The organism is Bacillus pfraonensis (genome assembly GCF_050768835.1).
In the GTDB taxonomy this organism is placed as follows: Bacteria; Bacillota; Bacilli; order Bacillales; family Bacillaceae_G; genus Bacillus_A; species Bacillus_A pfraonensis.
On record NZ_JAHCDO010000039.1, the window covers coordinates 1 to 11,747 of the forward strand.

Annotated in this window: 10 protein-coding genes and 2 riboswitches; of the genes, 7 read left to right on the forward strand and 3 right to left on the reverse strand. The window is 34.8% G+C overall.

What is annotated here, in order from left to right; all coding sequences use genetic code 11:
- Positions 1 to 1,861: DNA topoisomerase III (locus tag KFD70_RS25405; RefSeq protein ID WP_431613458.1), on the reverse strand; the 1,861-nt coding region annotated here is incomplete at its 3' end.
- A gap of 825 nt (positions 1,862 to 2,686) precedes the next feature.
- On the opposite strand from KFD70_RS25405, the gene KFD70_RS25410 reads away from it, so the two are divergent.
- From KFD70_RS25410 to ilvA, 7 genes are all read left to right on the forward strand, one after another.
- Positions 2,687 to 3,640 carry an ABC transporter permease gene (locus KFD70_RS25410; protein ID WP_336453256.1) on the forward strand — a complete coding sequence of 318 codons (954 nt, stop codon included), beginning with the start codon at positions 2,687 to 2,689 and terminating at the stop codon, positions 3,638 to 3,640.
- Positions 3,630 to 4,601, forward strand: a complete 972-nt coding sequence (locus KFD70_RS25415) for an iron chelate uptake ABC transporter family permease subunit (protein ID WP_336453257.1) — start codon at positions 3,630 to 3,632, stop codon at positions 4,599 to 4,601. The genes KFD70_RS25410 and KFD70_RS25415 overlap by 11 nt, the downstream gene beginning before the upstream one ends.
- Complete coding sequence (locus KFD70_RS25420; protein ID WP_336453258.1) at positions 4,595 to 5,353, forward strand: iron ABC transporter ATP-binding protein; 759 nt, start codon at positions 4,595 to 4,597, stop codon at positions 5,351 to 5,353. The genes KFD70_RS25415 and KFD70_RS25420 overlap by 7 nt, the downstream gene beginning before the upstream one ends.
- A gap of 73 nt (positions 5,354 to 5,426) precedes the next feature.
- A complete protein-coding gene (locus tag KFD70_RS25425; protein ID WP_336453259.1) occupies positions 5,427 to 6,368 on the forward strand; it encodes a siderophore ABC transporter substrate-binding protein in 942 nt (313 codons plus the stop codon).
- A gap of 106 nt (positions 6,369 to 6,474) precedes the next feature.
- A riboswitch (TPP riboswitch) is annotated at positions 6,475 to 6,585 on the forward strand.
- 70 nt (positions 6,586 to 6,655) lie between these two features.
- The gene (thiM, locus tag KFD70_RS25430; RefSeq protein ID WP_336453260.1) at positions 6,656 to 7,465 is read left to right on the forward strand and encodes a hydroxyethylthiazole kinase; all 810 of its coding nucleotides are present in this window, start codon (positions 6,656 to 6,658) and stop codon (positions 7,463 to 7,465) included.
- 15 nt (positions 7,466 to 7,480) lie between these two features.
- On the forward strand, positions 7,481 to 8,128 hold the full coding sequence (gene thiE / locus KFD70_RS25435; RefSeq protein WP_336453261.1) for a thiamine phosphate synthase: 648 nt from the start codon (positions 7,481 to 7,483) through the stop codon (positions 8,126 to 8,128).
- Between the two features lie 154 nt (positions 8,129 to 8,282).
- Positions 8,283 to 9,491, forward strand: a complete 1,209-nt coding sequence (gene ilvA / locus KFD70_RS25440) for a threonine ammonia-lyase (RefSeq protein WP_336453262.1) — start codon at positions 8,283 to 8,285, stop codon at positions 9,489 to 9,491.
- A 68-nt stretch (positions 9,492 to 9,559) separates the two neighbouring features.
- On the opposite strand, the gene KFD70_RS25445 is transcribed toward ilvA, so the two are convergent.
- Entirely contained in the window at positions 9,560 to 10,873 is a 1,314-nt protein-coding gene (locus tag KFD70_RS25445) for an anaerobic C4-dicarboxylate transporter family protein (protein ID WP_336453263.1), read from the reverse strand.
- A 235-nt stretch (positions 10,874 to 11,108) separates the two neighbouring features.
- Entirely contained in the window at positions 11,109 to 11,489 is a 381-nt protein-coding gene (locus KFD70_RS25450; protein ID WP_174101244.1) for a cytochrome-c oxidase, read from the reverse strand.
- Between the two features lie 131 nt (positions 11,490 to 11,620).
- A riboswitch (TPP riboswitch) is annotated at positions 11,621 to 11,722 on the forward strand.
- Positions 11,723 to 11,747 lie beyond the last annotated feature (25 nt).

The following is an 11,747-nucleotide window of genomic DNA, read 5'->3' on the forward strand; positions in this document are numbered from 1 at the left end:
TTGGTTTACCACAGTCTGGACAAGTTTTCGTTGAAATGTTGTCATGTTTATATTTTTTATCGCTCACTTTAATTTCGGTAACAATTTCTTTCGTATAGCTTTTCATTTCTGAAATGAATACTTCTTTTTTAAATTTTCCTTTTGCAATTGCTTCAAGCTTTTGTTCCCATTCAGCAGTTAGTGTGGGAGATTTTAGTTCTTCTGGTACTAAATCGAGTAACTGACGACCTTTTGATGTAATGTGAATATCTTTACCACGTTTTTCAATTAAGAATGAATTAAAGAGTTTGTCGATAATGTCAGCTCGCGTAGCTACAGTACCTAATCCACCAGTCGACTTTAACGTATCAGCAAGTTGTTTATTTTGTGTGTCCATATATTTTGTAGGATTCTCCATCGCTGAAAGTAAAGTCGCTTCGTTAAATCGTGCGGGTGGCTTTGTTTGACCTGATGTTTGAGCAACTAGTTTTATGTTTAATGTATCGCCTTCTTCAATGCGAGGTAAAATTTGCTCTTTTAAATCTTCAGCTGCATCGTCATCTTCAAATCGGTTTTCATATACTTCTTTCCAACCGGAATGTAAAATCGTTTTGCCGCGTGCAACAAACGTTTCATCACCAATTTTCGTGCGTAGTGTTAGTTGTTCATATTCAAAGGCTGGGAATAAAACTGCTAAGAAACGCTTTACAACTAAATCATAAATTTTACGTTCCTTATCTGTGAAAGCAGAGAAATTCACATAGCTCTCCGTTGGGATGATTGCGTGATGGTCACTTACTTTACTATCATCAACAAATGCTTTAGTGGATTTTATAGGTTTATTTAAAATTTTATGAGCGAAAGGACGATATTCTCCTACTCCACACGCTTTTAGACGCTCTGGAAGTGTTCCGACGATATCAGATGAAATATAGCGTGAATCTGTACGAGGATACGTTAGCACTTTATGTTGCTCATACAATTTTTGCATAATATTTAATGTTTCTTTTGCAGAATAACCAAAGATTTTATTCGCATCACGTTGTAGCTCTGTTAAGTCATAAAGACCAGGAGAAAATGATTTTTTCACCTTTTTATCGATTTCCACCACAGTAGCATTTTGTTTGTCGAGTTTTTTCACAATCGTATCAATTTTTGCTTTATCAAAACTGCGACCGTTTCCTCTAGCATCTTGCCAAGTCAGTTTTAATTTATTTGTTGTTTGAGCTTCAATTCCGTAGTACGTTTGCGCTTTGAAATTTTTTATTTCATCTTCACGACCAGCGATAATAGCTACAGTTGGTGTTTGTACACGCCCACAGTTTAATTGAGCATTGAATTTTGTTGTTAATGCACGAGTAGCATTTAAGCCAATATACCAATCTGCTTCAGAACGTGCGACAGCTGAAGCGTATAAATTGTCATATGCTTTACCTGGCTTTAAGTTTGCGAATCCGTCTTTGATTGCTTTATCGGTAACAGATGAGATCCATAGACGTTTAATCGGTTTATGAACGTTAACTTTATCGATAATCCAACGAGCGACTAATTCTCCCTCGCGACCAGCGTCTGTAGCTACAATTACTTCATTTACATCCTTTCTGATCAGTTGGCTTTTAACAGCATTAAACTGTTTGCCAGTTTGTTTAATTACTGTCAATTTCAAACGCTCAGGTAACATTGGCAAATCTTCTAAATTCCACTTTTTGTATTTCACATCATAGCTTTCTGGATCTGCTAATGTAACAAGATGTCCTAAAGCCCAAGTAACGATATATTTATTACCTTCAAGATAACCATTTCCTTTTTTATCACACTTCAATACACGTGCAATATCACGTGCAACAGAAGGTTTTTCAGCAATTACAACACTTTTTGCCATATTTCAAACATCCTTTCAAATTTCCGTAAGTTAAATATAGCATACATCCTTTGCGGATTCAGTTATGCCGAAGATTCTAACCTTTTGTTATTAATTAAATACTCTACATCTTTAAATAGTTAAGATGTGAAAGTTTTTAGTATTTCGTATATAACAAAATAATTGTTTTTCTTTTTGAAAGGAAAAACAATTATTATGCAAAGTGGAAAAGTATCAAAGCGCGACGTCGCGAAGTATATGAAACAACAAAATTAAGATGATGAACCATGTAATCTTGCGTTAGCGGAAGTGTTGGCGAAAATTCAAGTTTGGTTCAAAAATATAAGAAAAAAGCCTGTTTTTCCTTACCTCAAAAGGGAATTGGGCTTTTTTATTAATCTTATAGACAGGGTAGGTTTCCTTATATGAATAAAAAAGCGATATAAATAAATGGTATGCGTTGACACTGTAAATGAATTTCATTATCATTAAAGGAGGTTGTCTGATTATTGCTAAAATGTCAGATATAAAATCAATTATTAAATATAGTAAAGTATAAGTTTAATTGATAATCAAAATCATTTGTATCCCGCATGAACGAGCAGTAATACTCCCACCTCAAAATTCTGTGAAAGCAAAGAAGTTAGGTGGAAGACAAACTGCATGTAAAAGCTCGATTGGTTCAACTAATAATCAGTGGGGGATGGAGAAAACCCACACTGATTAAAGTTTCACTTTATGTTTTATATCATTCTATGTATAGATGAGGGGGATAAAATGATAGGATTATAGTCTGTTTGAAATCAAATGATAACGATAGAATATAATCTGCACCATGAAGAAATTATGAAAAAAAGATATTTGTTTATCATGCTTATTGTTTTATCAATTGCGTCTATTTTTATCGGTGTAAAAGATATTAAGCCGACAGACATTTTACATTTAGATCAAGGACAGCTCCAAATTTTACTTGTTAGCAGATTACCGCGCTTAATTAGTATTATTGTAGCCGGTATTAGTTTAAGTATAAGTGGCTTAATTATGCAGCAATTGAGCAGAAATAAGTTTGTATCTCCAACAACTGCGGGGACGATGGATAGCGCAAAGTTAGGCGTTTTAGTTTCATTGTTGCTATTTACGTCAGCAAGCCCACTTGAAAAAATGTTGGTAGCATTTATTTTTGCGTTAGCGGGCACATTTTTATTTATGCAAATTTTAAAGAGAATTAAGTTTAAGGATACAATTTTCATTCCACTTGTTGGGATTATGTTTGGAAATATTATTAGTTCCATTACAACATTCTTTGCTTATAAATATGACTTAATTCAAAATATCAATTCATGGCTACAAGGTGACTTTTCAATGATTATGAAGGGAAGATATGAAATTTTATATTTAAGTATCCCGCTTGTGATCATTGCCTTTTTATACGCAAATCGTTTTACCGTTGCTGGAATGGGAGAAGATTTTGCAGCGAATTTAGGGATGAATTACAACCGTGTGCTAAATATCGGTCTCATTATCGTCGCTTTAGTCTCTGCATTGGTTGTCTTAACTGTCGGAATGATTCCATTTTTAGGGCTTATTATTCCAAACATTGTTTCGATTTACCGCGGGGATAATTTGAAAAATAGTTTGCCACATACTGCTTTACTCGGAGCAGTTTTCGTACTTGCTTGCGATATACTTGGTCGCGTCGTGATTTATCCGTACGAGATTTCTATCGGTCTTACAGTAGGGGTAATCGGAAGCGGAATCTTCCTTTATTTATTGATGAGGAGAAACGCATATGCAACATAGAAAACAAATAAATCATAAAAAAATGTTGGCAGTGCTTGCCATTTTATCAGTTATAGCCATTGGGATATTTTTATTTATTAACTTAAATATGAATACATTAGATTATGCATTGCCAAGAAGAGGAAAGAAATTGTTGGCAATGGTTATAACAGGCGGAGCAATTGCGTTTTCGTCTATGATTTTTCAAACAATTAGTAACAACCGTATTTTAACACCTAGTGTCATCGGTTTAGATTCACTTTATATGTTTATTCAAACATTTGTTGTGTTTGTGTTTGGATCACAGCATATCGCGATGATGAATACAAATATTAACTTTCTTATATCGATAAGTTTAATGGTTGTATTTTCGCTATTCCTTTATAAGTTTCTCTTCAAGAGGGAAGGCAACAATATTTACTTCTTATTGTTAATCGGATTAATATTTGGTACATTATTCCAAAGTTTATCTTCCTTTATGCAAGTGCTCATTGATCCAAATGAATTTCAAATTGTACAAGGAAAAATGTTTGCTAGTGTAAATAACGTAAAAACAGAGTTACTTGTAACGTCTATTATCGGAATTGTATTAGTTATTGCATATGTGTATAAGGAACTGAAGTTATTAGATGTATTATCACTAGGAAGAGAAGAGGCTATTAATTTAGGTGTAGACTACGATAAAGTTGTGAAAAAACTGTTAATTGTAATTGCGATTCTAGTTTCTATTTCTACAGCATTAGTTGGACCAATTACATTTTTAGGATTACTTGTAGTTAACGTTGCACGTGAATGTTTACGTACATATCAGCACAAATATTTAATAGCAGGTTCTATCTTTATTAGTATTATTGCTCTAGTAGGAGGACAATTGATTGTTGAAAGATTGTTTGAATTTAATACAACTTTAAGTGTTATTGTGAATTTTGTTGGTGGAGTATACTTCATCTATCTTCTATTAAAGGAGAGCAAGACATGGTAGAAGTAAGAAATGTATCAAAACAATATGGAAATAAAAATGTTGTTGAGGATGTCTCTATTAAAATAGCAAAAGGGAAAATAACATCCTTTATTGGGCCGAATGGAGCTGGAAAAAGTACAGTTCTTTCGATGATAAGTAGGTTATTAAAAAAAGATTCTGGTGAAATTTATATAGAGGATAAAGAAATTGGCGAATGGAATAGTAATGAACTTGCCAAGAAAATCTCTATTTTAAAGCAAACAAATCATATTAATTTAAGACTTACAATTCGGGAATTAGTTAGCTTTGGAAGATTTCCATATTCACAAGGCAATCTATCAAAAGAAGATTGGAATCATATTGAAGAAGCAATCCGTTATATGGAGCTTGAAGATATTCAATATAAGTATTTAGATCAGCTCAGTGGTGGGCAACGGCAAAGAGCATATATTGCGATGGTCATTGCTCAAAATACAGAATACATTTTGCTAGATGAGCCGCTTAACAATTTAGATATGAAACATTCTGTCCAAATTATGAAAGTGCTGAGACGCTTAGTTGAAGAGCTTGGCAAAACAATTGTAATTGTCATTCATGATATTAACTTTGCTTCTTGTTACTCCGATCGCATCGTTGCTTTGAAAGATGGAAAAGTAATGAAAGAGGGAGCAACACATGAAATTATTGATCCGGTTGTTTTGAAAGATATTTACGATATGGATATTCATATTGAAAAAATAGCTGGCAATAATATATGTATTTATTTTTCATAGTGGAAGTTATTTTGATAGTAATAACTTACTATCGACTTAAAATAATTTTAAAAATTTTATAGAGGTGAAGGAAATGAAGAAATTAGCAATGCTATTATTAACTTTCATGCTTGCTATTGTAGCTGTAGCATGTAGCAATAATGCTTCTTCTGATAAGAAGACAGAAGCAAGTGAAAGTAAAGAAATTACGATTAAGCACAAATTAGGAGAAACAAAAGTTAAAACAAACCCGAAAAAAGTTGTCGTATTTGACTTTGGTTCATTAGATACATTAGATAAATTAGGTGTTGACGTAACTGGTGTACCACAAAAGAATATACCAAAATACCTTTCTAAATATGAAGATAAAAAGTATACAAACGTTGGTGGTTTAAAAGAGCCAGATTTTGAAAAAATTAATGAAATTAATCCAGATTTAATTATCATTTCTGGAAGACAATCTGATTCATACAAAGAATTTGAAAAAATTGCTCCAACAATTTATGTAGAACAAGATACAAAAGATTATATGAAGTCATTTAAAGAAAACACAGAAATGTTAGCAAAAATTTTCGGTAAAGAAGATAAAGCGAAAAAAGAAATTGCAGCAGTTGAAAAAGATATAAAAGCATTAAATGAAAAAGCTACGAAAAGTGATAAAAAAGGTTTAATTATCTTAGCAAATGACGGTCAAGTAAGTGCATATGGTCCAAATTCTCGCTTTGGCATTATTCATGACGTATTTGGTGTGGCTCCTGTGGATACAGAACTTAAAGCGGATACTCATGGTAATAAGATTTCATTTGAATATATCTTAGAGAAAAACCCAGATTACTTATTTGTAATCGATAGAGGTGCTGTTGTTGGCGGTAAATCTTCTGCAAAACAAGTTGTGGAAAATGAAATTGTTAGCAAAACAAATGCTGCGAAAAACGGCAATGTAGTTTACTTAGATGCAAACTACTGGTACCTATCTGGTGGCGGTCTTGAGTCTGTATCAGCGATGGTAAAAGAAGTATCTAAAGCCTTAAAATAATAAGATGAGAAACAGTGATAGGATTCATTTCCTATCATTGTTTTTTTATAAGAAAGTAAAGAACTTGTTATTTTACGAGAATAAGAGTAGACTCTGAAGTAGATGAATAAGAGCACATGGGAGTTTGCGGATGCAGACTGAGAGTACGGCTAAACCGCCCGTTGACCATTGGAACCTGTTGGATAATGCCAGCGTAGGGAGAGTGTAAGCAGCACATGTTCAGGCACTTTGCATACGCGAAGTGTCTTTTTGTGTATCTCCCATAATAAAGTTAGGGGATGAAAAGAATGAATATACAAGAAATCGCAAAAGTAGTGGGGAAAGTAAGAGAATTCAATCCACTTGTGCATAATATTACAAATGTCGTTGTAACAAACTTTACAGCTAATGGTTTACTCGCATTAGGAGCTTCACCTGTTATGGCATACGCAAAAGAAGAAGTGGCAGAAATGGCAAGCATTGCCGGAGCACTTGTTTTAAATATGGGTACACTTCGTCCTGAAGAAGTAGAAGCAATGTTACTTGCTGGGAAATCAGCGAATGTGCATCACGTACCAGTATTATTTGATCCAGTTGGTGCAGGTGCAACTTCTTATCGAACAGAAGTTGCAAGACATATTCCGAGTGAAGTGAAACTAGCGATGATTCGCGGGAATGCAGCAGAAATTGCTAATGTTATCAATGAAAAGTGGGAGATTAAAGGTGTTGACGCTGGTACTGGAAATGGTGATGTTGTCGGAATTGCGAAACAAGCAGCAGATGAACTAGATACAGTCGCTGTTATTACAGGAAAAGAAGACATTGTAACAGATGGTGAGCGAACAATCATTGTTCGCAATGGTCATCCAATTTTAACGAAAGTGACAGGAACAGGCTGTTTATTAACTTCTGTAATGGGAGCATTTGCAGCAGTTGAAAAGGATTATGTAAAAGCAGCGGTTGCAGCATTAACGTTTTATGGGGTAGCAGCGGAAAGAGCTGCAAGTAAAACAGTAGAGCAAGGACCAGGAAGTTTCCAAATTGAATTTTTGAATCAGTTAGCAAACACTACTAAAGGTGATATTGAACAACATGGAAGTATCCAAGAGGTGCAGTAAGAAGGGATGAGAGGAATGGCACGTATTGATCAACAACAAATGTCAAAATTATTGCAAGTATATTTTATTATGGGGAGTAATAACTGCAAGCGGGATCCATTACAAGTAATGAAGGAAGCGTTAGATGGCGGAGTGACGCTTTTTCAATTTCGTGAAAAAGGTGAAGATGCTTTAACTGGAGAAGAACGAGTGCGTTTTGCAAAGCAGTTACAAGCGCTTTGCAAAGAATATGATGTACCTTTCATTGTGAATGATGATGTAGAACTAGCAATCGAGTTAGAGGCAGATGGAGTTCATATCGGACAAGATGATGAAGGAATTACATCAGTTCGTGAAAAAATGGGAGATAAAATTGTCGGGGTATCTACTCATACAATAGAAGAAGCTCGTTTTGCAATTGCAAATGGCGCGGATTATTTAGGTGTGGGTCCAATTTTTCCAACGAGCACGAAGAAAGATACAAAAGCGGTACAAGGAACGAAAGGCTTGCGGCATTTTAGAGAGATGGGAATTACAGTCCCGATTGTTGGAATTGGAGGGATTACCGTTGAAAATGCTGCTTCTGTTATAGAAGCGGGGGCAGATGGAGTTTCGATTATTTCAGCGATAAGTTTAGCAGATTCACCTTATGAAAGTACGAAAAAAATGACTGGTCTTTACTGACAGTCATTTTTTTGTGGAGGATATGCTATATATCGTTGAAACTCCGATATATAGAAAAACACTGATTATAGAAATGGCTCTTTTTTACAGAATAAAATAAACTATGCCGCTCAAACTAGGATATATGAATACATCTTGTTTCGGAGGGTACAACATGATTTCATTACAGGATATTGTAGCTGCTCATGAGAAAATGAAAGGCATTGTCCATATGACACCGCTAGATTATTCGAGCACGTTTAGTGAACTATCACATAATGAAGTGTATTTAAAGCTCGAAAATTTACAAAAGACAGGTTCTTTTAAAGTGCGTGGTTCTTATAATAAGATGGTTTCTCTTGATAAAGGTGAATTAGAAAATGGAGTTGTTGCAGCATCTGCTGGAAATCATGCACAAGGTGTCGCCTATTCTAGTAATATGCTCGATATTCCCTGTACGATTGTGATGCCAAAAGGTGCACCGCTTAGTAAAGTACTTGCGACTAAGCGATATGGTGCACATGTAGAGTTGCAAGGTGATGTATTTGATGATGCATTAGCTTATGCGCTAGATTTGAAAGAACAAACAGGAGCGAAATTTGTACATCCATTTGATGATGATGCTGTAATCTCTGGTCAAGGGACGGTAGGGTTAGAAATATTGCAGCAGCTTGAGGACGTCGAAGCTGTTATTTGTCCTGTTGGTGGTGGCGGTTTAATTGCAGGTGTTGCAATGGCGATTAAAGAACAAAAACCGTCGGTGAAAGTATATGGTGTACAAGCGCTTGCTTGTCCCGGGATGAAGCAATCCTTCAAAGAAAAGAAAGTGATTACTGTGGAATCTTCACCAACTATGGCAGATGGAATTGCAGTGAAAAGACCAGGAGAACTTACATTTCAGCTTGTAGAGCGATATGTAGATGATATTTTTTGTGTGGATGAAATGGAAATTGCGAGAACGATGTTAATGTTATTGGAACGAAATAAATTATTAGTGGAAGGTTCGGGTGCTAGTTCATTAGCTGCTTTGCTCTATCAAAAAATTCCTGTGAAAGAGAAAAAAGTGGTGTCGATTTTAAGTGGTGGAAATGTTGATGTTAACTTTATTACTCGTATTATTGAACATGGGATGGTTGAAGCGGGCCGCTTTGTTCATATTGCAACAATGATTAAAGATAAACCAGGACATTTGCAACATTTACTCGAAATTGTAAAAAGTTTTGAAGCAAATATATTACATATTCATTTAGAGCGGATTGGAACAAAAGTGTTTCCAGGATATGCACAGCTCCATTTGTCATTAGAGACAAAAGATAAAAACCATATTGAAGAAGTATTGAGTGGGATAGAAAAGAAAGGATATAACGTAGAAATTGTTGAATGAACAATTTCTACGTTTGATGAAATGAAAAAGCACAAACTTTATTCAGAATAAGTTTGTGCTTTTCTATGTTAAAACATAATTGAAATAAGTAGCATCCCAATTCCAATCGAAGCAAACGTTGCGACAAGACCAGGAATCATAAAGCTATGATTTAATACATATTTACCAATGCGTGTTGTTCCTGTACGGTCAAAGTTAATCGCAGCGACAATTGTTCCATAGTTTGGAATGAAGAAATATCCGTTTACGGCAGGGAACATCGCAATGAGAAGTGCTGGTGAAATACCAAGTGATAATCCAAGAGGCATTAAAGCACGTACTGTAGCTGCTTGGCTATACAGTAAGATAGATAGGATAAATAACGCAATAGCGAATAACCATGGTGCACTTGTTACTAGATGTTGAATGGATCCTTGAATCATATTTAAGTTTCCGTTAAAGAATGTGTCTCCCATCCAAGCGATACCGAAAATTGCAACAACAGCTGTAGCACCGGCTTTAAAGACATTTCCAGATACAATGCTTTCTACATTTGGTTTACAGAAGATAATAATAAGAGCAGCAATTGTAAGCATGACCATTTCGATTGTATTTGGCATAGAAAGACGAACTAATTTTCCGTCTATCATCCATCCTGGACGAAGTACTTCGAATGAACCAAGAAGAACAACAAGAACAGTTGCGAATAAGAAAAGAATAACAGATAATTTGGCACCTTTCGCACCGATAAATTCTTTCTTTTCTTCAAGTTTAGGAATCATACCTTCTTTTAAACGCTTTAAGTATTCTGGATCTTTATTTAACTCTTTGCCCATTTTGCTTGCAACGAAAGCTGCTAACATACAAGCAATAAAAGTAGAAGGAATACTTACTTTTAAAATATCTAGCAATGTAATTTTATAATCAGCTAGCATTGCTAATAGAGCCACAGTTGCAGCAGAGATTGGACTTGCTGTAATTGCTTGTTGTGAAGCGATAACGGCAATTGACATCGGGCGTTCCGGTCTAATTCCTGATTCGCGTGATACCTCTGCGATAACAGGAAGTACGGAATAGGCAACGTGTCCAGTTCCAGCACACAATGTAAATAAATAAGTTACAATTGGTGCGAAGAATGTGATGCGCTTTGGATTTTTACGAAGTGCTTTTTCTGCAAGATGGACAAGGTAATCCATTCCGCCCGCAGCTTGCAATGCACCGGCAGCAGTAATGACTGCTAAAATCATCAGCATAACGTCAATAGGAGGAGCGGTAGGTTGTAAGTGGAAGACAAAAACGAGGATTGCCATACCAACTCCACCCATTACTCCTAGGCCGACTCCACCAAGGCGTGCACCGATAAAAATGCAGACTAGTAAGGTAAGAAATTGTAGCCAAAACATAATAAAATACCTCCAAAATTCATATGGTAAGATATTTTTGAATAATTTAATTTGAGTGATAATTATTAAATTAAACAAATGAAGTGCTGTTATATAAATCTTTTTTATTATATAACACATAAAAAGTAACATTCATTATATTTAGTAAAATTATTTTAAGAAAATGTGAAATGAGGATATTAAGAGAGGAAAAGAAAAAAGCAGAAACGAGTTTATTCGTTTCTGCTTTTTTCTTTTAAAGAATGCTATTGTTTTCTTTTATATGCACAAAAATATTAATAGTAAAGATAATAATGGAAAGAACAACAAGAATACTTCCACCAGCAACAAAAGGGATAGCTGCATGGTAACCGTAAATTTCAAAGGCAAGTGCAATCATCATAATCGGTAGTCCGATATTTAAGAGCCAAAAATGTAATTTACCAAGTTTTGAGGTGCCGGCTTCTTTAAAAATATAATATAAAATACCAGCTATCATCATAGAAGTCCATCCTAGTAATAAAACATGCACATGAACTGCGGTCAATTTGAAATTAGATGAAATTGACATGAATAATCCCATACAAACACCGATGACAAAATAAATAGAAGAGATTTGAATGAAACGAATTCCCATTTTTACCCCCCTTAATATACTTGTATTTTTGCTATGATAAAATATATGACCAATAGATTGTAAGCAGTATCATATTATAAAAAAATGTGGATTTGTTTGTTTGAAAAAATAAATCATGCTACAATGAAAACGAATTAAGACCGGGGAGCCAATTGGCTGAGAGGATGTAAGAAAGCATCGACCCTCAACCTGATCTGGATAATGCCAGCGTAGGGAGTTACTTAAAGTGATGTAAGCACATGTTATTGTATAATAACT

Bases quoted from the DNA above. Each gene is read 5' to 3' on its own strand.
- KFD70_RS25410 (WP_336453256.1), top strand. From the start codon at position 2,687: ATGAAAAAAAGATATTTGTTTATCATGCTTATTGTTTTATCAATTGCG.
- KFD70_RS25415 (WP_336453257.1), top strand. From the start codon at position 3,630: ATGCAACATAGAAAACAAATAAATCATAAAAAAATGTTGGCAGTGCTT.
- KFD70_RS25420 (WP_336453258.1), top strand. From the start codon at position 4,595: ATGGTAGAAGTAAGAAATGTATCAAAACAATATGGAAATAAAAATGTT.
- KFD70_RS25425 (WP_336453259.1), top strand. From the start codon at position 5,427: ATGAAGAAATTAGCAATGCTATTATTAACTTTCATGCTTGCTATTGTA.
- thiM (WP_336453260.1), top strand. From the start codon at position 6,656: ATGAATATACAAGAAATCGCAAAAGTAGTGGGGAAAGTAAGAGAATTC.
- thiE (WP_336453261.1), top strand. From the start codon at position 7,481: ATGGCACGTATTGATCAACAACAAATGTCAAAATTATTGCAAGTATAT.
- ilvA (WP_336453262.1), top strand. From the start codon at position 8,283: ATGATTTCATTACAGGATATTGTAGCTGCTCATGAGAAAATGAAAGGC.
- KFD70_RS25445 (WP_336453263.1), bottom strand. From the start codon at position 10,873: ATGTTTTGGCTACAATTTCTTACCTTACTAGTCTGCATTTTTATCGGT.
- KFD70_RS25450 (WP_174101244.1), bottom strand. From the start codon at position 11,489: ATGGGAATTCGTTTCATTCAAATCTCTTCTATTTATTTTGTCATCGGT.